The organism is Paenibacillus sp. FA6 (genome assembly GCF_051550225.1).
Taxonomy (GTDB): domain Bacteria; phylum Bacillota; class Bacilli; order Paenibacillales; family Paenibacillaceae; genus Paenibacillus_AQ.
The window spans coordinates 5,954,086-5,978,707 of the sequence record NZ_CP188820.1 but is presented as its reverse complement, the minus strand read 5'-3'; the positions used below and the strand labels follow the sequence as shown (position 1 = coordinate 5,978,707).

General features: G+C 40.8%; 32 protein-coding genes. 6 read left to right on the top strand and 26 right to left on the bottom strand.

Annotated elements, in window-relative coordinates:
- Positions 1 to 363 precede the first annotated feature (363 nt).
- The gene (locus ACP8HI_RS26955) at positions 364 to 1,227 is read right to left on the bottom strand and encodes a nucleotidyltransferase-like protein (RefSeq protein WP_438349138.1); all 864 of its coding nucleotides are present in this window, start codon (positions 1,225 to 1,227) and stop codon (positions 364 to 366) included.
- Between the two features lie 140 nt (positions 1,228 to 1,367).
- On the opposite strand from ACP8HI_RS26955, the gene ACP8HI_RS26950 reads away from it, so the two are divergent.
- A complete protein-coding gene (locus ACP8HI_RS26950; RefSeq protein WP_438349137.1) occupies positions 1,368 to 1,745 on the top strand; it encodes a YgzB family protein in 378 nt (125 codons plus the stop codon).
- A 133-nt stretch (positions 1,746 to 1,878) separates the two neighbouring features.
- Here the strand turns inward: ACP8HI_RS26950 and ACP8HI_RS26945 are convergent, their stop codons facing one another.
- The 19 genes from ACP8HI_RS26945 to ACP8HI_RS26855 form a co-directional block, all read right to left on the bottom strand.
- On the bottom strand, positions 1,879 to 3,537 hold the full coding sequence (locus tag ACP8HI_RS26945) for a glycosyl hydrolase family 18 protein (protein ID WP_438352010.1): 1,659 nt from the start codon (positions 3,535 to 3,537) through the stop codon (positions 1,879 to 1,881).
- Between the two features lie 156 nt (positions 3,538 to 3,693).
- Entirely contained in the window at positions 3,694 to 4,119 is a 426-nt protein-coding gene (gene perR / locus ACP8HI_RS26940; RefSeq protein ID WP_438349136.1) for a peroxide-responsive transcriptional repressor PerR, read from the bottom strand.
- Positions 4,120 to 4,366: 247 nt separating this feature from the next.
- Positions 4,367 to 5,638, bottom strand: a complete 1,272-nt coding sequence (locus tag ACP8HI_RS26935) for a DUF4097 family beta strand repeat-containing protein (protein WP_438349135.1) — start codon at positions 5,636 to 5,638, stop codon at positions 4,367 to 4,369.
- Between the two features lie 26 nt (positions 5,639 to 5,664).
- Positions 5,665 to 6,249, bottom strand: coding sequence for a hypothetical protein (locus ACP8HI_RS26930; RefSeq protein WP_438349134.1), 585 nt, complete (start codon positions 6,247 to 6,249; stop codon positions 5,665 to 5,667).
- A gap of 97 nt (positions 6,250 to 6,346) precedes the next feature.
- Entirely contained in the window at positions 6,347 to 7,060 is a 714-nt protein-coding gene (locus ACP8HI_RS26925) for an MgtC/SapB family protein (protein WP_438349133.1), read from the bottom strand.
- Between the two features lie 23 nt (positions 7,061 to 7,083).
- Positions 7,084 to 7,560, bottom strand: a complete 477-nt coding sequence (locus tag ACP8HI_RS26920) for a GNAT family N-acetyltransferase (protein WP_438349132.1) — start codon at positions 7,558 to 7,560, stop codon at positions 7,084 to 7,086.
- A gap of 96 nt (positions 7,561 to 7,656) precedes the next feature.
- The gene (gene gatB / locus ACP8HI_RS26915) at positions 7,657 to 9,096 is read right to left on the bottom strand and encodes an Asp-tRNA(Asn)/Glu-tRNA(Gln) amidotransferase subunit GatB (protein ID WP_438349131.1); all 1,440 of its coding nucleotides are present in this window, start codon (positions 9,094 to 9,096) and stop codon (positions 7,657 to 7,659) included.
- Positions 9,097 to 9,161: 65 nt separating this feature from the next.
- Positions 9,162 to 10,628: an Asp-tRNA(Asn)/Glu-tRNA(Gln) amidotransferase subunit GatA gene (gene gatA, locus ACP8HI_RS26910; protein WP_438349130.1), complete on the bottom strand. Its 1,467-nt coding sequence runs from the start codon at positions 10,626 to 10,628 to the stop codon at positions 9,162 to 9,164.
- A gap of 30 nt (positions 10,629 to 10,658) precedes the next feature.
- The gene (gatC, locus tag ACP8HI_RS26905; protein WP_438349129.1) at positions 10,659 to 10,946 is read right to left on the bottom strand and encodes an Asp-tRNA(Asn)/Glu-tRNA(Gln) amidotransferase subunit GatC; all 288 of its coding nucleotides are present in this window, start codon (positions 10,944 to 10,946) and stop codon (positions 10,659 to 10,661) included.
- A 169-nt stretch (positions 10,947 to 11,115) separates the two neighbouring features.
- Positions 11,116 to 11,499, bottom strand: coding sequence for an ATPase (locus ACP8HI_RS26900; protein WP_438349128.1), 384 nt, complete (start codon positions 11,497 to 11,499; stop codon positions 11,116 to 11,118).
- An 88-nt stretch (positions 11,500 to 11,587) separates the two neighbouring features.
- Positions 11,588 to 12,367: an ABC transporter permease subunit gene (locus ACP8HI_RS26895; protein WP_438349127.1), complete on the bottom strand. Its 780-nt coding sequence runs from the start codon at positions 12,365 to 12,367 to the stop codon at positions 11,588 to 11,590.
- Positions 12,364 to 13,284, bottom strand: coding sequence for an ATP-binding cassette domain-containing protein (locus ACP8HI_RS26890; protein ID WP_438349126.1), 921 nt, complete (start codon positions 13,282 to 13,284; stop codon positions 12,364 to 12,366). The genes ACP8HI_RS26895 and ACP8HI_RS26890 overlap by 4 nt, the downstream gene beginning before the upstream one ends.
- Positions 13,284 to 13,466 (bottom strand): PLD nuclease N-terminal domain-containing protein, encoded by a 183-nt coding sequence (locus ACP8HI_RS26885; RefSeq protein ID WP_438349125.1) that lies wholly within the window; start codon positions 13,464 to 13,466, stop codon positions 13,284 to 13,286. The genes ACP8HI_RS26890 and ACP8HI_RS26885 overlap by 1 nt, the downstream gene beginning before the upstream one ends.
- 13 nt (positions 13,467 to 13,479) lie before the next feature.
- The gene (locus ACP8HI_RS26880) at positions 13,480 to 13,704 is read right to left on the bottom strand and encodes a sigmaY antisigma factor component (protein WP_438349124.1); all 225 of its coding nucleotides are present in this window, start codon (positions 13,702 to 13,704) and stop codon (positions 13,480 to 13,482) included.
- Positions 13,701 to 14,036 (bottom strand): YxlC family protein, encoded by a 336-nt coding sequence (locus ACP8HI_RS26875; RefSeq protein WP_438349123.1) that lies wholly within the window; start codon positions 14,034 to 14,036, stop codon positions 13,701 to 13,703. Before ACP8HI_RS26875 ends, ACP8HI_RS26880 begins: the two co-directional genes overlap by 4 nt.
- A gap of 2 nt (positions 14,037 to 14,038) precedes the next feature.
- Complete coding sequence (gene sigY / locus ACP8HI_RS26870) at positions 14,039 to 14,560, bottom strand: RNA polymerase sigma factor SigY (RefSeq protein ID WP_438349122.1); 522 nt, start codon at positions 14,558 to 14,560, stop codon at positions 14,039 to 14,041.
- Positions 14,561 to 15,402: 842 nt separating this feature from the next.
- Positions 15,403 to 16,026 carry an MBL fold metallo-hydrolase gene (locus ACP8HI_RS26865; protein WP_438349121.1) on the bottom strand — a complete coding sequence of 208 codons (624 nt, stop codon included), beginning with the start codon at positions 16,024 to 16,026 and terminating at the stop codon, positions 15,403 to 15,405.
- Positions 16,027 to 16,032: 6 nt separating this feature from the next.
- A complete protein-coding gene (locus ACP8HI_RS26860; protein ID WP_438349120.1) occupies positions 16,033 to 16,599 on the bottom strand; it encodes a thioredoxin family protein in 567 nt (188 codons plus the stop codon).
- Positions 16,596 to 17,210 (bottom strand): DedA family protein, encoded by a 615-nt coding sequence (locus ACP8HI_RS26855; protein WP_438349119.1) that lies wholly within the window; start codon positions 17,208 to 17,210, stop codon positions 16,596 to 16,598. Before ACP8HI_RS26855 ends, ACP8HI_RS26860 begins: the two co-directional genes overlap by 4 nt.
- A gap of 175 nt (positions 17,211 to 17,385) precedes the next feature.
- On the opposite strand from ACP8HI_RS26855, the gene ACP8HI_RS26850 reads away from it, so the two are divergent.
- Positions 17,386 to 17,700, top strand: a complete 315-nt coding sequence (locus ACP8HI_RS26850) for a hypothetical protein (RefSeq protein ID WP_438349118.1) — start codon at positions 17,386 to 17,388, stop codon at positions 17,698 to 17,700.
- Positions 17,701 to 17,711: 11 nt separating this feature from the next.
- Here the strand turns inward: ACP8HI_RS26850 and ACP8HI_RS26845 are convergent, their stop codons facing one another.
- From ACP8HI_RS26845 to ACP8HI_RS26835, 3 genes are all read right to left on the bottom strand, one after another.
- A complete protein-coding gene (locus tag ACP8HI_RS26845) occupies positions 17,712 to 18,878 on the bottom strand; it encodes a class I SAM-dependent methyltransferase (RefSeq protein WP_438349117.1) in 1,167 nt (388 codons plus the stop codon).
- A 75-nt stretch (positions 18,879 to 18,953) separates the two neighbouring features.
- Positions 18,954 to 19,604 (bottom strand): DUF6483 family protein, encoded by a 651-nt coding sequence (locus ACP8HI_RS26840; protein WP_438349116.1) that lies wholly within the window; start codon positions 19,602 to 19,604, stop codon positions 18,954 to 18,956.
- Positions 19,605 to 19,790: 186 nt separating this feature from the next.
- Positions 19,791 to 20,585 (bottom strand): alpha/beta fold hydrolase, encoded by a 795-nt coding sequence (locus ACP8HI_RS26835; protein ID WP_438349115.1) that lies wholly within the window; start codon positions 20,583 to 20,585, stop codon positions 19,791 to 19,793.
- A gap of 152 nt (positions 20,586 to 20,737) precedes the next feature.
- Between ACP8HI_RS26835 and ACP8HI_RS26830 the strand changes: the two genes are divergently transcribed.
- Positions 20,738 to 20,965: a DUF1128 domain-containing protein gene (locus ACP8HI_RS26830; RefSeq protein ID WP_438349114.1), complete on the top strand. Its 228-nt coding sequence runs from the start codon at positions 20,738 to 20,740 to the stop codon at positions 20,963 to 20,965.
- 77 nt (positions 20,966 to 21,042) lie between these two features.
- Here the strand turns inward: ACP8HI_RS26830 and ACP8HI_RS26825 are convergent, their stop codons facing one another.
- The gene (locus ACP8HI_RS26825) at positions 21,043 to 21,774 is read right to left on the bottom strand and encodes a pirin family protein (protein ID WP_438349113.1); all 732 of its coding nucleotides are present in this window, start codon (positions 21,772 to 21,774) and stop codon (positions 21,043 to 21,045) included.
- A 246-nt stretch (positions 21,775 to 22,020) separates the two neighbouring features.
- On the opposite strand from ACP8HI_RS26825, the gene ACP8HI_RS26820 reads away from it, so the two are divergent.
- The 3 genes from ACP8HI_RS26820 to ACP8HI_RS26810 all read left to right on the top strand — a co-directional run bounded on the left by ACP8HI_RS26820 (position 22,021) and on the right by ACP8HI_RS26810 (position 23,210).
- Complete coding sequence (locus tag ACP8HI_RS26820; RefSeq protein WP_438349112.1) at positions 22,021 to 22,278, top strand: GlsB/YeaQ/YmgE family stress response membrane protein; 258 nt, start codon at positions 22,021 to 22,023, stop codon at positions 22,276 to 22,278.
- A gap of 52 nt (positions 22,279 to 22,330) precedes the next feature.
- A complete protein-coding gene (locus ACP8HI_RS26815; protein WP_438349111.1) occupies positions 22,331 to 22,738 on the top strand; it encodes a YtxH domain-containing protein in 408 nt (135 codons plus the stop codon).
- A 151-nt stretch (positions 22,739 to 22,889) separates the two neighbouring features.
- Positions 22,890 to 23,210, top strand: coding sequence for a DUF5665 domain-containing protein (locus tag ACP8HI_RS26810; RefSeq protein ID WP_438349110.1), 321 nt, complete (start codon positions 22,890 to 22,892; stop codon positions 23,208 to 23,210).
- A gap of 174 nt (positions 23,211 to 23,384) precedes the next feature.
- Here ACP8HI_RS26810 and ACP8HI_RS26805 read toward each other — a convergent pair whose 3' ends face one another.
- Both ACP8HI_RS26805 and rsbW read right to left on the bottom strand, forming a co-directional pair.
- Positions 23,385 to 24,155: a sigma-70 family RNA polymerase sigma factor gene (locus ACP8HI_RS26805; RefSeq protein ID WP_438349109.1), complete on the bottom strand. Its 771-nt coding sequence runs from the start codon at positions 24,153 to 24,155 to the stop codon at positions 23,385 to 23,387.
- Entirely contained in the window at positions 24,152 to 24,604 is a 453-nt protein-coding gene (gene rsbW, locus ACP8HI_RS26800; protein WP_438349108.1) for an anti-sigma B factor RsbW, read from the bottom strand. Before rsbW ends, ACP8HI_RS26805 begins: the two co-directional genes overlap by 4 nt.
- Between the last annotated feature and the right edge of the window lie 18 nt (positions 24,605 to 24,622).

The window sequence follows — 24,622 nt, the reverse complement described above, 5'->3', positions numbered from 1 at the left end:
GCTAATATGTCTCAGCGACAACTTCTATAATATATCATGTGGCTTGCCATTTTGTCAACAAGTTTTTTTAGACTTTATTTTTTCTGTCTTGGTGCTTGTTTTGAATTAAAGTCATTCCTGTTTAATGGGGCGAGATATAATTTATCATAGATACCGCTGAAGAGTCAACTTTATTTTTAACAATACCGACTTCAGCCTCTTTTACAGAATGCCAACACGAATTTATGATACTTATGATACTTCAATATAGATAAAGAAGAGGAGTATATGCCTCTCCCTTACTACATCCAATTTTCTGAAACGTTTTAATAAATGTAGCATATACTTTTTAGTGCTGAACATCCGACTTTTCTGAACTCGCAATTATATTGTACTGTAAAGGATATCTCGCTTGCTATTTATTCCTACGCTGCTCAATGCCTGTACTTCTTTAATTTTCGAACGATAAACTAACTTACGAAGTACTAACGGTAGCTCATCACTTACCATTTCCAATTCAGGGTGTTCGATTAACTCTTCAATACTCCATGGCTTATTACGGCTTCCAATGACACTAATAAGTAGAGATGAGCACTCACCCATTTTAGATAAGACTGAAAACTCACATCCCAATAGCACTAACTCAACCCTTTGTTGGACCGTTTCCTTACTTACGGTTAGTTCTTCATAAAGTTTATGAACCGCTGTGTTCAAACCACGGACTTGCTCCCATACATGAGACTCTGGACGAATCCCCCGTTCAATCAGTTCAATTCGTGCCCAGTGATGAAGCGATTCCGTGACACTATGATAGGCATCCATTACATGACCTTCACCCATGTAACGCTTTGCTTCTAAGTATAAACGGAGGAACCGTGAAAATTCGAGGAACATCTTCTGATCTCGGAGGGGTTGCATAAACTCCTGGAATTCAAGTCGGAGATTGGACAAACGATCATCGGTATCAGCAATAAGTTCTCCCTTCAGCAAGCACTTCACTAAATCGCTTTTCTCGCAAGCCACGAGTTTCCCCCTAAGTTCCTTATAACTTATACGTACTATCTGGCAACGCATATCTCCATACATCACATGGTTAATCTTTGAATAACTCTGTTCTAACTCTTGTACTACCAGTAATTGAATTTCAAAATCTCGAAATAAAGGCCCTTGAAGTTTATCATCCTGTTGAACATACGCAAAGGCCCCGATACTTTCTTCATCTAATGCATCTTTATAATGTAAAAACATATGCGTTCATTCCACCATTCCCTCATTACATAACTTGGCGTAAATACCCTAGTTCAGTTATACTATACTTCTACATATCCAAATGAGTTCCTTCTTTATCAATAAATAATACTATTCTAATGGATCGGGTGATTAAATCTATGATGTTCAGATCTGCAAAAATTAATTCATTTCGTACATGGGGACTATTACTAACGATGATTGGTATGGGACTTATGGTGCTCGGAACAGCAGGTATCGTATTCTGGGGTCAAGCAGGTAAAATTGTTGCAGCTGTAGGACTAATCATTGGTCTTATCGCGATGGTCGGAAGCCTAGGTATTTATTTCTGGGCAGGTATGCTATCTACAAGCGCTGTCCAACTCCAATGCCCGGAATGTGGTAAGTTAACCAAAATGTTAGGTCAGACAGATCGCTGTATGTTCTGCAGAACGATACTTACTATGGATCCAGCAATAGCAAATATCACTGCCGAAGCATTAGAAGCTCAACAAAACCAGTCTTCTTCTAAAGGCTAAAGGAATCTTATTACTCAGCATATTGTTCAAAAACCGGCTCCCCTTCTAAAAAGGAAAGCCGGTTTTTCTTATATCACTATAAATTATCGTATAAACATATGATTTCATTAAGCTTGTATTTATATTAGCTTGCTTATGGAGTAATGGATTGTAGAGTTTGCCAAGCAATATCGTTTGCAAAACTTCTGTTCCAAGAGGCAATACCTCCAAGTTGCAAAGACTTCGCAAGCTCTACTCTTGCTTTCAGAGATACTTCATCTTCAATCCATATTTTCTTAAGTACATTATCCTCTGTATATTCAACGTAGTTCTGCTTCGTATCCTCAAGATAAGTTGGAGTTAGTTTCTTAGTACGAATAATCTCCGCTACAGTATCCATACTCACTGCTTTGGACTTGACCTTCGTTTCTCCATCCTTGGTCTCTTCTGACCACACCCTCGTATACAAGGGGATCCCTAGAATAAGTTTCTCTGGCGGGACTAGATCTTCCTTGATGATACGTTCCAAAGCCTTTTCCACCCATGGCAGTGAAGCGACGGATCCAGCCCGAGGACTTGAGGCCCAATGTTCATCATATGCCATAACAATAAGATAATCAGCTACTTTACCTAATGCTTGTCGATCGAGAAAGAGCGACCACATCTCACTTTTAGATTTGGGAGTCACGTCTACAGAGACAATGAGTCCCTTTTCTTCCGCCAAAGGCTTTAATTCACGTACGAATTGGGATATATTATCTCCGTCTTTCGTATATACATTCTCGAAATCAATGTTTATCCCATCCAGCTCATATAAATCTGCATAATGTAGCATTTGATTAATAACATTTATTCTACTTTCAAAACTAGACATGGCTACAGATGTCAGATCAGGCTCAAAGCTGTTACTGAGCAATCCCCATACTTCCATTTCCTGTTTATGTGCCCATCTTACATATTCAATATCTGCTTGGCTTCGGACATTCCCTTCGCCATCAATCATACTGAACCAGGTAGGACTTACCACGTTAACTCCAGGTAATTTACCTATAGACGCAGGATTGGGCTTCCGCTGGTACACTGCTTCCCACACCAGATTAATCGGCTTCCCTTTCCAACTTCGTTCCGCTCGAGTTATTGATTGCTTAGGCACCTCAACTATTCTAGTATCACCCATAACCACTTGTTCCTTCTCAACATACCCAGTATAGCCATTATCCAACTGCACAAAGAACCAATCTTCTTTGCTACTCCAGACCCTCAATTCAGTTCCATCAGGTACATCATATACAATAGGTGCGCGAATTGAGTTTTCATCACGCATAGCTATGGTTCCATCCGACCTCCCCACTGTCACTGCGCCCATAGGAATACTTTCGCCAGCTTCCATAAGCATAACTGCACCTGAGTCGACATCTTCATGGACAGCAAGCCCATAGAGATCCTTCAGAACTCCGATAGGCAAGTACATAATCCCCTCAAATTCTTCTGGGGCGAAACGTAACTCAGTTATTTCATTGTTTATTTCAGCTTTTTTCTCATCCGTTTTTAAATAAACTAATTTCTCAGTTGTTGTAAGAATGATCGATTCCGTCTCCGTTTCATATCGAATATGAGGATCAATTATATCTTGTAATACTGGCAATGGAATCTTCAATGTTTCACCCGACCCCAGTGCAGTGTATTCCAATAACTCACCTCGTACGAAGATGGGCCTGTCCTTTCCACCCCAATCAGGTTCGACATGCTGTCTGTTAGGAAGGACTTCTGTGAATATATAATAACCAGCAATTGATAATAGACATATAACCATCATTATACTGAATAGCCTTTTTCTTGGCTTGTTTCGTCTACGTTTGTTTCTATTCAATACGATAACCCTCCGTAAGTCATTCATTGTCATTACAAAAAAAACATGAAGAGTCCTTCATTATTAAAGGAATCTGCATGTTTTAGAATGTAATGCTATTTAGTGCGGTTTGCATGTTCCACAGATTCCGTAAAGTTCCATTCTCAAACCTTTCACTTGAAAGCCTGTAGCTTGCTCTGCTTGGCGCTCAACCTCCACCAAAGAAGGATACATAAAATCCTCAATTTTACCACATTGTTCACAAATGACGTGATAATGTTCTGACACATTCGCATCGAACCGGCTTGATGAATCCCCATATGTCAATTCACGGACCATACCAGACTCCATAAACATCTTTAAGTTATTGTATACTGTCGCTACACTCATGCTAGGAAACTTCGGTTCTAATGCACGGTATATCTCATCTGCTGTAGGATGAGTCATGGAATCCAGTAAAAAGTCTAAAATTGCATGACGTTGGGGTGTGATCCGAACACCGGTATTTTTCAATTGTTCCAATGCATGTTGGACTCGCGTTCCCATTTAACCCGCCACCTTTTTTTCACTTATAGAGGTTGTTCAAAAAGTCACCTTTTGATCACGATGTATATCAAGAAGCATATTCGGCATCGAATATTGAATTCAGCCGGTCCTCTCGGTGCTGAAAACCTGACTTTTTGGATTTACACTTATATAGATTAGTATTATTCTTATATTAATATTATTATTGTATGATTGTCAATAAAATCAGTTCTATAAACCCAAGTAATTACAACAATCCAAAGCAGTTTTAGAAAGATTTCACATTTAAGTCACTATTGCCTTCGATACGAATGGTGTAGTCGCCTTCTCCAATCGTTCCCCATATTTTTTTATTATAGATCATGAATGCTGGAATGGAGGTATGAATATCACCAAAGGCAATGGATCCATTCAACTTGTAATTACCCTCTAATGGTAAGTTGAGGCCCATCATACCAACCGCACTGTAGATATTCCAATTTCCACCTATTTGATGTGCGTATACATTTATACTCCCATTGAGTGATTCTGCCTTAAGATTCATAAGGGGCTGACTCACATACATATTTCCATTCTTCGTTCTGATGTCTACATCGCCATCTGCACGTATAACGGTAATATTCCCAACTTGTGTCGACATACGAAGTGTACCCGATGTATTTGTCGCTTCCATATTCCCTTGACTAGAAGTGATATCTGCATTGCCGGAAAGATTTATTATTCGGACGATACCATTGAATGTTTTACCTTGAATATTCCCTAGTACGTTTTTAATTTCTAGCCTCCCATTAGCACTTTCCAACTTAATGTCTTCAATGGCCTCAACGTTATCTAGGACAATATTTCCGTTCATTGTTCGTAAATCATAGTTAAAACGTCTATTCTCTGGAAGTGCGATATTGAGATTCATTCGTGGTTGACGTTTACCAGACTGTCCATAAGCTTTACCATTGGTTTGAATATTGAGGGTAGGCCCTTCACTAATCTCTAGCACTGACTGTGTAAATATCGCATCAATTTCAGGACCTTCAATCTGATCCACCCATACTTCCGTTGAGATTTGGATATTATCAATAGGTTCGCGATGTAATCGTATATTTCCATTAATGTTATTAATAACAATGTTCTCACTGTCGATAGTAACAGGTATATCCAGTACTTCTTTATTGAAATGCCCACCCTCTTGTTCGCTATAATCTACGGAAGATGCCGCAAGATTCAAGTTCACCTTATTCCATAAAAATAAATAATGAGCTTGTTGACTCACAATGAACACACTTGCTGACAAGAGGATAGCTAACGAAAGTCCTTTCAGATCAAGACGTAACGATGATCCGGTTACTCTCCTACGTCCCTTCGCCAATATATAGATAAGAATAGATTCAAGTCCCCACGTTACCGCCAATAGAGGCCACCATGTAAGCAACAGGAGCATATATTCACTTCCATGCACTTTATCTATGATCAACAGAATTCCTGTTACCATTAATAAAAGTGCTGCTGTATAGCGACCTACACGAATTTTGTGCTTATTCTTCAAACTCATCGCCTCCTGCACTAATCCAACTACCTTTTGCAATGAATTTTCATTTCTCTAATCCATAATCCCATTCCCAGAACCACTAACCCAATGGCGATGGTAATATCTCCATTTAGCTCTATGAAATCCTCAAACCAAACTGGCTTTTGATGGAATAACGTCAATACGGTCCCCCCGACCACAAGTAAGACCCCAAATGAAACTCCCTTCTCTCCTGCAAATGGGTTACGACATACACGCTTGCTTCCATCAGTCTTCTCCGTCTCTTCAGTACTACGAATAATAGTAAAGTCTGCCGATTGAAGCACATCAAATAAATTATAGAAATAAAAGATCGGTATGATTAATCCCAAAAGGATTAAAAGAGGCACATTAATATGCATCCCCACAGAAGAAAAATATAATAGAGCTGAAATGTCTAGAATCAGCACAAATATGAATGAAACACCCTTTCGGAACAAACCCAAATAAATATGCCCGAGCCCAGGTAAAAGTGCTGCTAACAATCCTGCGATAAATTTGTGTTTACGAGAAAACAGCCTTCTAGATCGTTTATTGGTTAGTTGATACTGTTTCTTAGTTGTGGATGATTGCTGTTGTATGGAGTTCATCTTAAGTATTCCACCTTTATTCAGGAGCTACGGATATGCTTATATAGATCGTACCGCAATATGATGTCAGAGTAACTGGTAAATATCTACGTTTACATTATTCCAAGGATATCATCGTGACCCCTTCTAATCTACGGAGCTTCGAAGCTAGCCCAATCGAATCAAGGCTATTCTTACTCATGACATGTATCGAAAGTTCAAGAAAGGCCTGTTGAGAACCCATTTCTCCGTAAGTATCCTTACTATATTCATTCACTATCACTTTTTTAATCGTAAAGTTCTCCTCCGTGAGCAACTTGGATACGATATCAAGAAATCCCACGGAATCTGCGGCGTGGATCGTCAACAGATGTAATTTATTTCCTTTCATATATCGCAGCTCTATCTTATTAAATACAATTAATGTCATTAGAATTAAAATTGTTGTAGCAACCGCCGCGGTATAGAACCCTGCGCCAACACATAGTCCGAGTGCAGCTACTACCCACACGGAAGCAGCTGTCGTTAGCCCAGTTATTGATTTCCCCGTAAAAAGAATCGTTCCAGCACCTAGGAAACCAATACCTGTAATGACAGATGCTGCCAGACGGGCCGGATCAATCCGAATATTCGCTTCATTCACGAAATCCGAGAAACCATAAATAGAGAGCATCATGATTAGCGTCGATCCTAAACACACGAGAATATGTGTCCGAAGTCCTGCTGCGCGATTGGACCTTTCCCGCTCCAATCCGATAGCCCCACCGAGAGCCATCGACAGCAATAAGCGAAGTAAAATTTGAATATCATCAATAATCCATGGATTAACCAATTCGTAACCCCCTTACACAGTCGTTATGATATTAACTTATGTTCTGAATGTCTATGAAATGTAGTAAGTTCTATACCAGGGGCTACTTCATACGTATCAAAGGGAATAAAACCATACTTCAGATAGAGCGTAAACGCTGGAATATTACGTGTACCGGTTGATACAATGAACAAAGGGATTTCTGCATGAAGATCTAATACGTTTTGAATTAGCCTACTTGCAATACCTTTACGAAAATGCGCTGGATAAACCATCATTCGAGTAATCGTCATCGTTCCAGAGGACTCACTACTTATCGCTAACGCACCCAACAGTTCACCATCCTCATCCACTTCACCAAAGAATATCTCTCCACAATCACTCAGAGTTTCAATCGTATCCAACAGCGGGGGAATTTCATGAAATCCAATTCTTTCGGCTTCAAGCCGATAAGCAACCTGCTGCAGACGCCATATCTGATGTACCGTATCTTCATAATCCAATGAAAGTCTCATGATCATATCCTATTCCCTGCCCCTCTCACCTAATAGCCCGCCGTATATCTTCAAGGCAAAAGGGCTTGTCAACGTTGACAAGCCCTTTCCGCAGTTGGTTCCTTAGCGACTCAGAACCTCTACAAGCAATTTATTAACCATAGCTGGGTTAGCTTTTCCTTTACTTTCTTTCATGACCTGACCCACTAGGAATCCAATTGCCTTCTGCTTACCAGCATTATAATCTTCTATAGATTGCGGATTAGCTGCTACGACCTGCTCAACGATGCCAAGGATAGCACCTTCATCGCTAATCTGTACTAGTCCTTGTTCCTCTACGATCTGCTGTGGTAACTTGCCACTTTCTAACATCTCTTTAAATACGGTTTTGGCAATTTTATTACTAATCGTTCCTTTCTCAATCAGACCGATCATCTCACCAAGTCCCTGCCCAGTCACTTTAACTTCAGACAATTCTAGGTTACTGCTATTTAGATATCCCAACAGATCACCCATGATCCAGTTCGATACGGATTTGGCATCTTCAGTATACTTCAAGCTTTCCTCGAAGAAATCTGCTAATGGTTTCGATGCCGTAATGACTGCAGCATCATAACTCGGCAGACCATATTGAGTCGAATATCGTTCTTTACGTGCATCTGGCAATTCTGGAATAGTTTCACGAATACGTTGCTTCCATTCACCATCAATATGCAACGTCACGAGATCCGGATCTGGGAAATAGCGATAATCATGGGCTTGTTCTTTGCCACGCATGCTGATTGTCTTCCCTTGTCCTTCATCCCAACGTCTTGTTTCCTGCACGACCACGCCACCATCGTCTAGAATTTCAGCTTGACGAAATTCTTCATATTCCATGCCCTTCTGTACACCGCGGAAAGAGTTCATGTTCTTTAACTCTGCTCTTGTGCCGAATTCCTTCTGCCCATAAGGACGAAGACTAATATTGGCATCACAACGCAATGAGCCCTCTTCCATTTTGACATCAGACACTTCACAATATTGCATAATCGCTCTGATCTTCTCAAGATATATACGAGCTTCTTCTGGTGAGGAAATTTCAGGTTCAGATACAATCTCGACAAGCGGTGTTCCTACACGGTTAAAATCAACCAATGAAGCATATCCACCGTCGATATGAGTCAGCTTACCTGCATCCTCTTCTAAGTGAAGGCGTGTTATACCAATTCGCTTGGTCTCTCCGTTCACTTCGATATCAATCCAGCCATGCTCACCAATCGGCTGATCATACTGGGATATTTGATAAGCTTTAGGTGAATCGGGGTAAAAGTAATTCTTCCGATCAAATTTACTTCTGTCAGCAATGGTACAATTAAGTGCCATCGCTGCTTTCATAGCATAGTCCACCGCTTGGCGATTCAGCACCGGTAATACACCGGGATGTCCAAGACAGATAGGACATGTATGGGTGTTGGGTGGTGCTCCGAATTCGGTAGAGCAGCCACAGAAGATTTTAGAATTCGTATGCAACTCAACATGGACTTCCAGTCCGATGACCGTTTCATATTTGGATGTAGACACGTCTTATTCCCTCCTTCTCTATCTGATTCGTTACATGTAGTATCGTTCCAAAATTGGCTTTGCGACTATTTTGAAACGATACTAGGACGCTTCGTATGGTAATCCGTATGCTGTTCGAAAGCATGGGCCACGCGTAAGATCGTAGACTCGTCAAAAGCTTTACCTATAATTTGCAACCCAACCGGTAGACCATCTGCGAAACCACAAGGGATGCTCACAGCAGGTACACCCGCAAGGTTTACTGGTATTGTTAAAATATCATTTAGATACATCGTCAATGGATTGTCTACCTGTGCACCTAGCTTAAAGGCTGTCGTTGGCGCAGTTGGCCCAATAATAATGTCATACTTCTCAAATACCTGATCGAAATCACGCTTAATCAATGTACGAACTTTCTGTGCTTTTAAATAATAAGCATCATAATAACCAGAACTTAGTGCATACGTACCAAGCATGATACGTCGTTTCACTTCCGGTCCAAACCCTTGACTACGAGACTCATGATAAAGATCAAGGAGATTGGCAGGGTTCTCCGCGCGAACACCATAACGAACGCCATCGAAACGCGCCAGATTTGAGGATGCCTCAGATGATGCCAATAAGTAATAAGTAGCCACAGCATACTCTGTATGTGGTAATGAGACTTCTTCCCATGTCGCACCCAATCCTTCAAGTACCTTTAACGCGGCCATAACCTTCTCTTTAACGATAGGGTCAACACCCTCACCTACATATTCCTTCGGCACAGCAATACGAAGCCCCTTAATATCTCCTGTTAAAGCATTTAGATAATCAGGAATCTCGACATTAGCTGATGTTGAATCCATGGAATCATAACCCGCGATAGCCTGCAACACATATGCAGAATCCTCCACGTTCTTAGTGATGGGACCGATCTGATCCAATGAGGATGCAAATGCTACTAATCCAAAGCGTGATACTAAACCGTATGTCGGTTTCAGACCGACCACTCCACAATAAGATGCAGGTTGACGAATAGATCCGCCAGTATCTGATCCGAGTGTGAAAAAAGCTTCCCCCGCTGCCACAGATGCTGCGGAACCACCACTAGAACCACCTGGAACATGTTCCAAATTCCATGGATTCCGAACAGGATGGAAACTCGAGTTTTCATTCGATCCACCCATAGCAAATTCATCCATGTTCAATTTACCAAGGATAATGGAATCTGCCTGACGTAGTTTCTTGGTCACTGTAGCATCATATACAGGATTAAAGTTACTAAGGAACTGACTGGCACAAGTCGTACGAAGACCTTCAGTTACGATGTTGTCCTTGACGCCTACAGGCAATCCGAATAACAACCCCCGCTCCCCGCCTGCATTCAGTTGGTCATCCAGTCTTCGGGCTGTTGCTCTAGCCTGCTCTTCATCAAGTGTAAGATAGGCTCCTACGCGGGCGTCACGCTCATGAATCGTCTTAAATGCCTGATCCACCAGATCCGTAGGAGTTAATTCCCCGGAACTCATCTTGTTATGTACTTCAGTCAATGTATAATCAAATAGGCTCAACTGTGATTCCTCCTTTCAATATTAAGATACTTATTCCAGAATTGCCGGAACCTTAAATTGTCCATCCTCAACCTCTGGAGCATTTGCGAATACTTTCTCAATAGATAGACTTTCCCGTTCTTCATCTTCACGCATAACGTTGCTAAGATGGAGAACATGTGTCGTTGGCTCAACACCCTCCGTATCCAATCCATCCAGTTTCTCTGCATATTGTAAAATGGCATTCAACTGCTCGGTAAATACCAATTCTTCCTCTGAGTTCAGATTAAGTCTGGCAAGCTTGGCTACATGTTGAACATCTTCGGTTGTTATATTCATGTGATTTATGTTCCTCCTATTCTTTCTCAAGTCGTTCAGGATTACTGCTTTACGTCTCATGATAATCTATATAATTATAGGATAGAACCTTTCACAATTCAATCACAAGCAGCCATCATCCTTATTCTTCACATCTTTACGCAAAAAGAGTCGGCATAGGCCGACTCCTCTATATCCAGGCGCGAAGATTGACCTGTTTTATAAATTCTGCCTGGGATAATGCTTCTGCCGAGATCATCTCGCCTTCCTCAACAATCTCAGGACTACCATTCATTACATGATGAAAAAGATCTTCATTATATGTTGCCAGTGCATAGTCGATTAGCGCTTCCTGCGTTGTACGCTCTACTTCCTGTTGCATAAGTCTCTCTTCCAGCTCAACATCATCATTTGGCACGAAAAAATTACGATTAACTTTCGGTACACGGATGACATAATCAAATGCATTATCTGGGTTGCGGTCATAAGCTATAATGTAACCATATTCCCCGATTGGAAGATTCTGCTCAAAGGCGTCCTCGACGATCACAATTTTTTCCCCTATATGTAGCATCGTCTACCTCCTTGATGTCGATAAGATAATCTTTAGTCTACTAAAAAAAGATAGTGATGTCTACGGTAAGCTATTAGGAGAAAAGTTACTAATTGGGAAGTACTCGTCTTTGGAGTAAATGAGATGAACTGAGAAGTGTTACAATAATTATGCCTACAGTAATCAAGCAACACACAACCACTGTAGAAACCGGAAGCGCATTACCCATCATTGCCTCTGCAGCAAGAGAGGTTAATCGGGCAGGACTCCAAGTAAACCAAGTAGGCAAGATTCCTTGTAAGAGGGAAAGAAGCGCTAAAATAGATAACGTGACGAAGGCCGCAGCTGCTCCCCGCAAAATAGTACTAAACAGTAGCGTAAGAGTAACCGCCAACATAAGCCAAAGACCATACAATCCAAATGATGCTACAGCACTCTTCCAAGAAAATGCCCCGATCATTTGATAGGTATAAAAGAATGCTACTGTATATCCAATGCCAAAGGCCATAAGTAACTGGGTAGATTGAGCAAGCCATTTCGAAATAATAATAGATACACATGAAATAGGTCGTACCATAATTAACTCCGCTGTGCCCCCGTAGCGTTCTCCCGATACGCTATTCATACCTGCAAGTACGAGGATCAGCACGCCCAGTGTGCTATATTGGCTCAATACTTGAATCATAACCTCTGGTGATGATGGGATCTCGTACAGCGAGAACATCTCTGGCGGTACTCCTCCAGACATCTTCAATATTTCCGGCATATATAGGCTAACGACCGGCTGCATGATTCCTAATATTGCAAAGACAATGGGGATCCAGAGAAGCTTAAAACTACGAGACATTTCCAGCATTTCTTTTCGATAAAATATCCATGTTCCCTTCATTGTTCACTCACCACTTTCACAAACATATCTTCTAAGGATGAACTGCCTGCTTCTAACCTCATTAGGGGGATTCGTTTCTCGGCAGCATCTCTTATTAGCTCATCCCTTGCAGATCCAAGTTCATGAACCGTTAATTCCGCAATATCCCCTTTTATTTCCGCCTCTATTACATAAGGTTTGCTTTTCAATGAATTAAGCCACGATAATGCGGCTTGTTCCCTCTCCACTTGTACAATCACGAGAGGCTGGCGATACTTTTCTCTTAAAGATGTCAGGGTTCCCTGCTCGACTAACTGCCCCTTCGCCATCACGAGGATATCATCACAGATTTCCTCAGCATCATGTAGTACATGTGTAGAGAATAGAACCGTTGTCTCTTCTTTTATTTGACGAAGAAGGTTAATTACTTCCCGTCGTCCAATAGGATCGAGGGCAGATACCGGTTCATCAAGTAACAATAGTCTTGGCTTATGAACAAGTGCCTGTGCAAGTCCCAGACGCTGTTTCATCCCACCAGAATATCCGGATATCCGGCGTCTAGCTGCATCTTGTAAGCCCACTTTCTCCAGGACAACTTCTGAATGGTAGTCTGCGTCCTTCTTTTCCATTCCACTAAGTCTTGCCGCGAAACGAATGTACTCTCGTCCTGACATCCAACCATAAAATGTAGGTTGCTGAGGCAAATAGCCAAGTAACTTACGATAATCTATAAGACTATCATGATTCTCACCAAAGGCTATATGACCTGATGTTGGCTGCAGAAGCCCTGCAAGCATACGTAATGTCGTTGTCTTGCCTGCACCATTAGCACCTAGTAAAGCAACACATTTCCCTTGTTCCAGCTGAAATGTTAGCCCTCTAACTGCACTTTCCTTGCCAAAATCCTTAGTCAACTGGGTGATTTTTAATACATCCATTACACATCTTTCCTTCCAATAACAAAGTAGAGGATACTCCCCATCATATTTCCACATACAATAATCAAAACCCATACCCACTTAGGTCCACGTACATGTTCTGCTTTTGATAGCGAGATCAGGCCGATCACCGCAAGAACAAGCTGTAGAATCAGAATAGGAAGAATTAATAGCCAGTTCACCGTTATATCCATATTACTCATCCTCTCTCGAATGACGTTTCTTACGATTATCGGGAAACCTAACGAAAAAGAGATATATTAATAGGGGTAGAGGCGTATTTATCAAACCCCATATTCCCCAGAACCATCGCCACTTTCCCCATTTGCCAGCATCCAGAAACATCCACGTTCCTTGGACTAGAAGAATCGGTACAATCGTTGTGATGAGCCATATGGGTATTTCCTTAAGTTCACTCATCCTATCCCCTCTTTTCTTCGATGAATGATGAAGTGTATCACCAGAACGAAAGCCGCAACAAAACTTATCCCCTGAATAACCCAAAGAATCCAAGGAGCCGAATAAGCCAATAACATTCCGCTGCCAACGACGAATAATGAGACTAACCAGAATATTAGCAATTCAATCATCATGGACAAGCGACGCCTTTTCCATCGTTTATTAATGTGAACTTTCAATTGTTCCTTGGATAGTATCGATGGAACATCAAGCACATGATCCATTCTGTCTAAACTTTGACGTAATTCCATTAAGATTATTTCTTCTGTTCCATCTTGATCTTTCCGATTCATGGTTAACTCATCTCCTTTCTTAGTTGACCAACGGCACTTGCAACTCTTGATTTAGCCGTTCCTGAAGGTATAGAGAGTATCTCTCCCATTTCTTCGTATGTATATCCATAGTAGTGCTTAAGCAACACAGCCACTCGATGCTCTGTAGACAATTTGGCTAAGGATTCTAGTACATCGCTCCACTCCTCGTTCCTACTCTCAAACTGCCAGCGGATCTGACGAATTCCTTGTTCCTTAACAAGCCAACTTTTCTCTGTCTTCTTGCGCCGCATTTGATCCATATAAATACGAGTTCCTATCGTCATGAGCCAAGAGGAGAAGGCCGAGGTGCCATCGTATAAATTTATCTTCTCAATACAGCGGAGCATTGTATCTTGAGTGAGGTCCTCAGCCATAACAGGATCCATCGTAACCTTCACTAAGTATTTATATAGAAAAGCGTAATGTTCATGTAGCAAATTCGCTAGAACGTCAGCATCTCCTCGCTGCGCAAGTTTCACTCTATTCCGTTCCTCTGCCCTCATCTTCAACCCCCACTTCCATCAGCGACATATATAATACGAATAGGTTGATCGTTTCGTTCATTTATCTTTTAATAAAAATCCTAAAAAAGCTCAATACCATACGAGGCCACCGAAAAAGTCCATACACATTGGTGTAGTATGCCGCTACGATAACGGATTGTCCTTACGATCGCTGTTGCCCTCCGATTTCTTGATTTGTATACCGCTCATAGCAGTTGAAATCAGACGGCAAAGGCGAACGCTATCGCTTCTTCAGGACAATTCCGTCATCTTCGCTGCTTCCTACTTCTCCGCTTCATCCAATCCACTCTCTCTTATTATGGCTAAAGATCGCAGAATCAGATGGATACATTCGCTATATCTATATTTTTAAATTAGAGCCCTATTCCTGCGAAAGCTATCGCAGGAATTTTCCTTGAATCGATAGATAAAACAGAAAAAGACTCAAAACTATAACGGTGCTTGAAAAATATTGAATGATAGATTGTAGCGAAGATGACGGAATTGTCCTGGAGAAGCGTTAGCGGTCGCCTTTGCCATCGGATTTCTACAGCTATCAGCGGTAAACAATCAAGAAATCCGATGGCAACAGCGATTGGAAGGACAATCCGCCATCGTAGCGGTCATCTTACACAAATAGTTTTTAAGAACTAGTTTTAGTATTGAGCACAAAATCCACAACAAAATAAAACACGCAAACCGGAATTGATCCTCAGCTTGCGTGCTTTCTCATTGTGGTTCTAATATTCTACTAATGATATTGTAACAAAATTGTCATCTCTTGTACAGGTATTTATTAGAGGTTGTTCAAAAAGTCATCTTTTGATCATTCACTATTATCACTACACATACGGGTTATTAGCACGTTCATATCCGATCGTTGTTCGTTGTCCATGACCAGGATATACTTTCACTTCGTCCTTTAGCGTAAATAATGTATTGTGTATTGAATCTAACAGATCCCGCTCTCTTCCACCATGAAGATCGGTACGTCCAACCCCAAGCCGAAATAATACATCTCCTGAAAAAAGATCATTTCCACAAAGGAAACTAACGCTTCCGGGAGAATGCCCTGGTGTATGATACACCGAGAACTGGTGTCCAATCAGATCCAATTGTTGACCTCCAGCAAGATCGTATTCAGCAGGATCAGTCGATAGTGGTGTAGTGACCTGTGGCCAATTCGTTGAACCATTCAATTTGGGATTCGTCAGCCATTCGCTTTCCAAATCATGCAAATAGACTGGGCATCCTTTAAGTTTGCGGATCTCATCAACTCCACCCATATGATCGAAATGTGCGTGGGTTAGGAGAATAGCCTCAATCTCCAAATTTTCAATTTTTTTAATGAGCGCTCCAGGATTCATACCCGGATCAATAATAACAGCCTTACGCTCTTCTTCATTAATCAATAAATATGCGTTCGTCTGTAGTGGGCCTAGGGAGTAACTTTCAATTTTCAACATAGGATCTTATATTCCCGATATCAATTCGCGCAGTTCTTTAAGAATAACTGTACGGATATCGACTCCTTCTCCATAAGCTTCGATCATTTGCGAACGCACAACAGCCATGTTCTCAGCATAACCTGACGCTTCACGATCTGGATTCTCCTGTTTAAAGGCAACCATATATTTCTGGACATGCTTCGGACGAGGGCCCCATTGACCGAGAACATGCCCTCCAGTATCTAAGAAGATAACCACAGGAACTGATCTTCCACCCATCGTTAGGAATTGATCCATGACATCAAAGTTCTCTTCAAGAATCAATACCTCCGTAGGAATACCAGCAGTTTCTAACGCATGAAATACTACAGGTACATTACGAACGACATCTCCGCACCAATCTGCAGCAAGAATAAGAACCCGTAAGTCATCGCGATGATTCAAACTCCCGAAAAATTCACGTTCTTCTGGCTTATCCCATGTAAATTCCTCATAGTTGGATTGAAATGTTTCTTTATTCTTTTGCATACCTTCCATAAACTGTTGGGGAGAAATCCCTGTTCTTAGTTTGTGCGCTAAATTAGTTGTCATGATTTGATTCCTCTCTTATTGGATTTGACCCATTTCACTAGGAAGTACACAATTAATAAAGCAAGTGCGACTAAGAGAATTGGAGTAATATAAGGCCCTGCTACTTCATCAATATTCTCCCAATTATTCCCTAAGTATTTCCCGAGATAAACGAATAAGATAGACCACGGAATAACAGCAAGTGTCGTTAATAATGTGAATTTGCCAAGATTCATTCGAGTTATTCCTGCTGGAATCGAAATCGCATGCCGAACGATTGGGATAAACCGTGCTGTAAAGATCACACCTGTACCATATTTCTCAAACCATGCTTCTGAAGCGTCAATCTGTTTCTTATGAATAAAAATGTATTTTCCATATTTCTCAAGTATAGGTCGACCACCATAACGACCAATCCAATACACGAATATTTGGGCGATCACTCCACCAATGGTTCCGAATAAAACAGCACCCCAGAAACTAATTTGTCCAGTAGATACTAGATATCCTCCGTAGGCAAGTACAATTTCACTCGGTATGACTTCAAGCATCAACCCAAACATAATACCGAAATAGCCTAAACCTTGAATCCATTGAAATAATTGATTAATAATGTCAGTAATAATTCCCACTCTGGCCCCTCTTTCGCTATATATTAGTTAGTTAAAGATCGTATTTCTCATTTCTATTCTAAATTCTATTCTAACATAGGATGGGACATACCTTCTACTTGAGCCCAATTGCCAATTCCTCTGTGTCTTCCGTCTATCTTCAAGCATACGTTGTGGAATGAGAGGAGTGAGGTTGTTGCCCCCTAATCACACGTCGAAGAAAGATATGCCCCTTCCAACGCCACGAGGAATACGGAGAGCCTGTATTAAAGAGCTCTACCGTACCATCAAACGGATGAAGACACATATTCCAGATCCGTTACTTAAAGAAGGTGAAGAATTCTACTACCGCAAAGTCATCGGAAATCTGATCTGGATTCACGAAAATCACAGCAATCGAAAGTTGCTCTACCAATGGTGGGAGCGTGAAGTAGCCGAAGAGTTAGCTTCATTATGGCAGGTCGAACAAGGAAAGCTATGTCATGCTTTTCGCGATGCCTTTGGGGGTTGACGTTCGCTAGCTTAATCAGAGGGCAGGAGATCTCCGCAAACCTTTTCTAAATACGGCGATATATGGAGGAAATCTCGAAATTCCGTATACTCCTTCCACAGCTGAGTACGATCTCCGCTTTCCCCTTTTACCGCACGAATCAGAATATTCTTAGGTGTATGCTCCATGTCAATAAACTCTAACAATTGCGTTCGATATCCCATTAAATCTAATAGTTTCGCGCGTACAGCATCTGTTGCAAGTGCTGAGAAGCGTTCCTTCAATATCCCATGCGATAGAAGTGGATCTAACACAGGATTCTTCACTTGTGAGAATAGTTCATGCTGGCAACAGGGTACGGATAGAATAACAGATGCATCCCAGCGAATGGCTTTTTCTAGCGCCGCATCTGTTGCCGTATCACAAGCATGAAGGGTGACCACCATATCAACTTTATCTAATTCGTTGTAGTCCACAATATCCCCGACGAGAAACTTCAGATTACTATACGCAAGCTTGTTAGCTAGATTATTACAATGTTCTATGACATCCGATTTCAAATCTAGTCCAACCACGTTCAACGGTCTTTTTTCCTGAATGGCTAAATAATGATACAAAGCAAATGTTAAATACGATTTCCCACAACCGAAATCCAAGATCGTTAGCGGACGCCCTTCAGGCAGATTGGGAAGTACATCCTCAACCATCTCGAGAAAGCGATTGATTTGTTTAAACTTATCGTATTTACGCGCTAGCACCTTACCTTGATCATTCATAATCCCAAGCTCCACAAGAAATGGAATAGGCTGTCCTTCCTCAAGTACATACTGCTTTTTGCGATTATGAGATAAATCAACTTCACTTTTGGTTGGCGATTTCGTTAATATCGATACTTTATATTTCTTGCTGACTAAGATCTGGTAGTCAGCATCAGGGGTACAAATGATTCCTTGACGAAAGGTCTGTTCGAGTAGTTCCTCCATAACCTGTGCTGCTTCTTCTGCCAGTACATTTTTGTGGACAACCTTATTGCTTTCATAATAAGAAAACTGATAATAAAGGTCTTTCTTTAGTTCTACTGGCTTAATCTGAACTTTCGTATATGGAATGCCCTCTTTCTTACGCAGTTGGCTCAAGCTTGCCATAATGATAGTAGAGTTATTCATAAGTTGGTGTATTAGTTTGTGTAATGATTCCAAGAGGGTACATCTCACTTTCATTGATTTATCTTTTCCGCTACCATACCATATTGTACTGGCTCATCCAAATGTCTTCTATAGAATTCTTTGCTTTATTTCCATGAGCCCTTCACCTAGTTCGCTCCGTGGCAATCTCCCTTGCTCCAGTCTTTCATCATCCTTTTCCTTAAGACGTTCATAGAATAAGAGTCCCTCCTCTGGATCTATCCCACCTTGTTCCAAAAGGCGAAACAATCCATTCTCTGCTTCGGCATAATTGCCTACTTTCTCTTGGTAAGCGTACAACAAAAGTTCAGTTCTTAGCGGAAGACGGTAGCCATCAACGGCTTTAAGTATATTTTGGATCTGATGAGGAAGATTGATTAATTCATTGTTCGCGCCATGATGATCTGCAACCAAAAAAAGATGCAATGCTTTCATATACCTAGTCAAACCTTCGTCTATTTGCCCTTGCTCCGAGTAGATCTTCCCCTCTTCAAATAGAAGGTAAGCCACACCTTGCAGCTTATCAGACTCAACAGCATCCCCAAAAGTACACATATTTGTAATTTCTTCTGTTGGTAATGAATTTAACAAGCGTGAGTTCATGAAGAACCGCGTACTAAGTAGCTCATCGATTTCCCACAGCGCCTCTGTAAACTTTCTTTCTTTTTTCAAATCGAATACTTTGGCGATCATTTGGGTCATATCATCAATCATTCTGAGAACATAATCATTACGAAACATGTTCAACCTCCTCCAAAAGCTTCCTAATTTCCCGCATTTTTTTCATTTATCTAGATTGTAAGTTATTCACACCAGCAAAGCCAGTAACTATGTCGGATAAATAGCCCATCATAGATTATCATATCTCGCAAAGAAACCCGGAAGTTCAAATAACCTCCGGGTATATATTAACTTTTGTATAACATCCTAGTTAGACTTCACCTTATTCAAAAAGGTTATGATATGCCCCGCCAACTGATCAGGCGCTTCCATCATACTCATATGTCCTACTCCTGCAATCGTTGCTTGGGTTACATTAGGCTGGTCTACGGTAAATGTACGCTCCGAAGGTATAATACCATCCTTCTCCCCCGCGATAAGTAGTACTGGAAGGGCTGTTTCAGAAAGAACATCCCTGCGATCCGGACGTTCACGCATAGCCATAGCAACTCCAATTGCTCCCTGTGGAGGGGTTCTGTAGCCAATTTCTTTAGCACTATTTAACCATTCTGGATGCGCATTCACATGATCTGGAGCAAAGAGCGATGGAATCATGCCATCAACAAGAGAATTTATCCCTTGTGTTTGAATGGTACTTACTGCATGTAATCGCTTCTCCCTAGCCTCTTCACTGTCAGGAAAAGCTGTAGAGTGAATAAGTCCAAAGCCATTCAGACGAGACTCATAACGCTGAGCAAACGAAAGGGTAATATATCCGCCTAATGAGTGACCTAAAAGTACCACTTTGGGAACCTCTAATTTATCTAATAAATAAACAATGTCATCCGCCATTTGCTCAATCCTATACGCCCCCATTGGAGCATCCGAACGTCCGTGACCTCGCAAGTCCGGTATAATACAGCGATAATGACCTGATAACAACGGCACTACTTTATCCCAATATTCAGAACTTCCACAATATCCATGTAAAAGTACTAGAGCTTCTCCCTGACCCTGCTCCCTATAACAAATTGTATTTCCATTGCATAATGCATTTTCCATAACTAACCCTTCTTTCTGTATATTTCCTTAAATACTATGAATCCAAGACTCAGTCTTGAACAGATATAACTTCCGAGAAATGGTGATGAGTAGTTAGACATGATACAATACAGGAAGTATATTTTTTTATTAAGAGAGGATGGTTCTATCATATGGATTTATCAAAAAAAACACCAGAGAACATTGAACTTATGATTGAAGAAATTAAAACAAAGTTAAGAATGGCAAGCGGAGCAGCAATGCAAGCTTCCGCGTTTTCAGTAGAACAATACGAGGATATTCAAGATATACACGACTTAGTCATGAAAAAGAATAACCTAAGTATCTCGGAAGTTGAATCTCTTGTGACAGAGCTCGGAAGGTTACGCCGTCAATCGTAATAATACGTAGATCGCCAAAAGGTCTCCTACCCATGATCCACTTAATAAGTGGATCATGGGTTAGGAGAATATGACCTTTATGGAATATCCACCAGAATAAATTCTGATGGTCCTTCACTACCATTTCCTTTTATATGCAAATCACAAGCTTTATGAATTCTGGCAGCATCTCCCGGCTCTAAATGAAAGATGCCATCTTCACATTCAATTTCTAAATTCCCTGAAATGAGGAATATATGTGTTCTCCTATCTTCCTTTTGAGGAAATACGAGTTCTTTTCCTGTCTCTAGAATTGGTAAGTAAATTGACACATCTTGACGGATACGTAAAGATTGATCGTTCTCCTGAATGACGTCCTGACCAACAATTATCGGATTCCATTGATTCGTTCTTGTTTCTTCGGAAAAACTTCTATACTCCCATTTCGGTTCCAGCCTTGAAAGGGATGGTAGAAACCACATCTGCAAGAAACGAACAGGTTCTGCTGCCGAAGGATTGAACTCGGAATGGCTTAAACCCGTTCCAGCACTTATCACCTGAACAGTACCCGCTTCTAGTAAGTGTATATTTCCTAAGTCGTCCTCATGCTGTAACGTACCCGAGATGATATAACTTACGATCTCTAAATCATGATGTGGATGTTTCCTAAAACCTTTCTGTGGTTGTAGCTGATTATCATTATGGGCCAGTAGACAACCGAAGTGGGAATTACTCGGATCTTCATAATCTGCAAAGGAAAAACTAAATTCACTATGAATCCACCCTTTTTCCGAAGTATGGCGTTCTGCTGAAGTTATTATTTTAATCATTTCATACACCTCCATAGTTTACATAAGTTGATTGTCAAGATTGGATAACTATTACATACCCTTCACAATGGCACTTCAATCATTCTATAATTATCCAATAAGTTTCTTCCTATAAGTGTATTACTTTCCCTCACTCAGAATAGGATTATTATTGTATAGATCATGTTTCATCATTCCTTCTTTAGTTTAAATACTAAGTAAGACAGACGGAAACACCATAACATTGGATACAAGGAGGCCATTTCCATGTGGGGTATAATTATTAGTATAGTAATGGCTATTATTATTGGATTCATCGGCGATGCGCTGGTAGGTAATAATATGCCCGGTGGCTTACTGGGATCTATGATCGCTGGTTTCGTAGGAGCATGGATCGGAGCTTCGTTATTCGGAAGCTGGGGTCCCCATGTGGGGGGATTTGCAGTAATACCCGCTATTCTAGGAACAGCAATTTTTGTTTTCCTTCTAGGTCTACTCAGCCGTTTATTCAGACGTGCTGCCTAAATTTGCGATACACTTAAAATATATTAACAAAATTATTGAGGAGTGATTTAAGATGAATCAAGAAGAAAAAGACTGTCCAGTTCAAAGTAATAACACGTTCTTTAAAGGAGCATTAATTGGTGGATTAATTGGTGCGGCAGCAGCCCTATTGTTTGCCCCCAAGCCAGGTAACGAACTACGTGGAGATTTGAACGATAAGCTATCTCTTGTAACTGACAAAACAAAGGAAGTTGCATCTGTTGTGGGTGATAAGGCATCTGAGTTCGCTAAGAACGTCTCTACCAAATCTACTGGCGTAGCTAAAAGTGTTGTTATAGGTACGCAAAGCATCGTAGATACTGTAAAAAGTTCAGCCGCGGATGTATCAGGAGAAGTAGTCATTGCCACCAAGGAAGTTATGGATAGTTCCAAAGAAGCTGCCAAAGATGTTCATAAAGAACTAAACGCAACAAATCTTTAATCTATTCATTTCCGCAAAAATAGCCGGCTTTTAGCTGGCTATTTTTGTATCCATCATTCGTAATTTAAGTTTTTCCATAAGAAGAAACGACTATATAATTCTTCTTTTTGGAACGCCATTCTAAAATTGTAAAAGAAAGTGAGGAAGTCTTATGACTAAAATCAGAACCTATGAAATAGATGAACATCCTTTCGAGCTCAGACATGAAGTTAAGCGTCTTAATTCAAGACTTGACCAAATTGCCCAAATGCTTGATAAAGCTGAATTTAAAGATATCGTTGAGAACTATTCCAACCCTAAGAAGAGAATCATTACCAACTTCACTGCAGGTCTGTCTCGTGGTCTGGGATTATCCCTAGGAACCTTTGTATTTCTAGGGATGCTAGGTTATATCGTGAGTATATTCGTTGATATGCCCCTGATTGGTAAATATCTAGGGGACTTACAGAAATACATTGATGCTTATAAATGAACCTATTCACATCTAATAAGAATGGGTCTGAAGAATCCCTTAAGCAAGGAATCTTCGGCCCATACTCTTGAATCAAAAAGGACACGCTCCTTATTCTCATTAAGAGAATATTAGCGTGTCCTGACGAAGGTGATATTAATCTGTATCTTATTCTGTTGCTTCATAAGTTCCCTCTTATAAAAAGGAATTAGACATAACTTCCTTAAGCCTCTCCGTTGCTTTCTTCTGAATTCTCGATACACTCATTTGCGAAATCCCTAATTTCTGAGCAATAGAGCGTTGTGATTCACCATCTTGAAAAGCAAGTAACAATACATGTTGTTCCTGTTCCTTAAGATGACTAAGGGCCTGTTGTAAGTCCATTCGTTTCTCAACCGAATCGTAATCATTGACGTCAGAACTTAATATTTCACCTAAGGTTGCCCCAGTCTCTTCCTGCGAGAGTGGTGTATCCAATGAAACATAATGATAACATTCTCGTCCTGCTAACACTTCAATGGTCTCTTCATCCGTGAGATTCAAATATTCGGCAATTTCTCGAACATTAGGGGACCTTTCGAACTTGACAGTTAATTCATCAATAGCATGCTGAACTTGAGCACCCTTTTCCTTAATTCTTCGGGGGACTTGAATATACCACGATTTATCTCGCAAGTAGTTCTTCATATGTCCGATCATACTCTTCATAGCATATGGCTCAAATGGAATTCCCAAACTAATGTCATATTGTTTGAATAGGCGAATCAGCGCCATCTGTCCCACTTGAAATAAATCCTCGTATAAATCAGGACGATTACGGGAGATTTTACCTGAAGCCATCTTCACCATCGGTTTATATTTCTTTATAAGCACAGTCGCTATTTCGTTATCTTGCGTCTGTTGGTATTCCCAGATCAGACTTACTGCTTCGCTCATGGACTCGGGGGGAGTCACATTATTACTCATACAGCTTCCTCACTTCTCAGAATACGTTTAGTAAGGATGACTTGGGTGCCCTTCCCCGCACGGTTTTCCACGCTGACATCATCCATAAGCGCCTGCATTAGATAAAAACCAAGACCCCCAATGTCTACATCATCAAGTTCTTTATCATGCAACGTCTTACCCTCAGTTTGAGCGCTAATATCTTCAAAGATCTCCCCTTCATCCTTGACGATAATAGATAAAATATCACCTTTTATTTCAAAGGTTACTTCTACAATTCCCCCTTCCTGCCCATAGGCATGAAGAATAGAATTGTTACAAGCCTCTGATACAGCTACCTTCATATCTTCAATTTCCTCATAAGAAAAACCCATCTTTGAAGCAATTCCATACAAATTCAATCTCACGACATCCACAAAATCAGCACTCGCTGGTAACGTAATTACCACTTTCTGAACTTCACCACTCATTTGTTTTTCGATCCTTTC

Bases quoted from the DNA above. Each gene is read 5' to 3' on its own strand.
- ACP8HI_RS26955 (WP_438349138.1), bottom strand. From the start codon at position 1,227: ATGTTTTTACATTATAAAGATGCATTAGATGAAGAAAGTATCGGGGCC.
- ACP8HI_RS26950 (WP_438349137.1), top strand. From the start codon at position 1,368: ATGATGTTCAGATCTGCAAAAATTAATTCATTTCGTACATGGGGACTA.
- ACP8HI_RS26945 (WP_438352010.1), bottom strand. From the start codon at position 3,537: ATGGTTATATGTCTATTATCAATTGCTGGTTATTATATATTCACAGAA.
- perR (WP_438349136.1), bottom strand. From the start codon at position 4,119: ATGGGAACGCGAGTCCAACATGCATTGGAACAATTGAAAAATACCGGT.
- ACP8HI_RS26930 (WP_438349134.1), bottom strand. From the start codon at position 6,249: ATGAACTCCATACAACAGCAATCATCCACAACTAAGAAACAGTATCAA.
- ACP8HI_RS26920 (WP_438349132.1), bottom strand. From the start codon at position 7,560: ATGATCATGAGACTTTCATTGGATTATGAAGATACGGTACATCAGATA.
- gatC (WP_438349129.1), bottom strand. From the start codon at position 10,946: ATGAATATAACAACCGAAGATGTTCAACATGTAGCCAAGCTTGCCAGA.
- ACP8HI_RS26900 (WP_438349128.1), bottom strand. From the start codon at position 11,499: ATGCTACATATAGGGGAAAAAATTGTGATCGTCGAGGACGCCTTTGAG.
- ACP8HI_RS26895 (WP_438349127.1), bottom strand. From the start codon at position 12,367: ATGAAGGGAACATGGATATTTTATCGAAAAGAAATGCTGGAAATGTCT.
- ACP8HI_RS26890 (WP_438349126.1), bottom strand. From the start codon at position 13,284: ATGGATGTATTAAAAATCACCCAGTTGACTAAGGATTTTGGCAAGGAA.
- ACP8HI_RS26880 (WP_438349124.1), bottom strand. From the start codon at position 13,704: ATGAGTGAACTTAAGGAAATACCCATATGGCTCATCACAACGATTGTA.
- ACP8HI_RS26875 (WP_438349123.1), bottom strand. From the start codon at position 14,036: ATGAATCGGAAAGATCAAGATGGAACAGAAGAAATAATCTTAATGGAA.
- sigY (WP_438349122.1), bottom strand. From the start codon at position 14,560: ATGAGGGCAGAGGAACGGAATAGAGTGAAACTTGCGCAGCGAGGAGAT.
- ACP8HI_RS26865 (WP_438349121.1), bottom strand. From the start codon at position 16,026: ATGTTGAAAATTGAAAGTTACTCCCTAGGCCCACTACAGACGAACGCA.
- ACP8HI_RS26860 (WP_438349120.1), bottom strand. From the start codon at position 16,599: ATGACAACTAATTTAGCGCACAAACTAAGAACAGGGATTTCTCCCCAA.
- ACP8HI_RS26840 (WP_438349116.1), bottom strand. From the start codon at position 19,604: ATGTTTCGTAATGATTATGTTCTCAGAATGATTGATGATATGACCCAA.
- ACP8HI_RS26835 (WP_438349115.1), bottom strand. From the start codon at position 20,585: ATGGAAAATGCATTATGCAATGGAAATACAATTTGTTATAGGGAGCAG.
- ACP8HI_RS26830 (WP_438349114.1), top strand. From the start codon at position 20,738: ATGGATTTATCAAAAAAAACACCAGAGAACATTGAACTTATGATTGAA.
- ACP8HI_RS26825 (WP_438349113.1), bottom strand. From the start codon at position 21,774: ATGATTAAAATAATAACTTCAGCAGAACGCCATACTTCGGAAAAAGGG.
- ACP8HI_RS26820 (WP_438349112.1), top strand. From the start codon at position 22,021: ATGTGGGGTATAATTATTAGTATAGTAATGGCTATTATTATTGGATTC.
- ACP8HI_RS26815 (WP_438349111.1), top strand. From the start codon at position 22,331: ATGAATCAAGAAGAAAAAGACTGTCCAGTTCAAAGTAATAACACGTTC.
- ACP8HI_RS26810 (WP_438349110.1), top strand. From the start codon at position 22,890: ATGACTAAAATCAGAACCTATGAAATAGATGAACATCCTTTCGAGCTC.
- ACP8HI_RS26805 (WP_438349109.1), bottom strand. From the start codon at position 24,155: ATGAGTAATAATGTGACTCCCCCCGAGTCCATGAGCGAAGCAGTAAGT.
- rsbW (WP_438349108.1), bottom strand. From the start codon at position 24,604: ATGAGTGGTGAAGTTCAGAAAGTGGTAATTACGTTACCAGCGAGTGCT.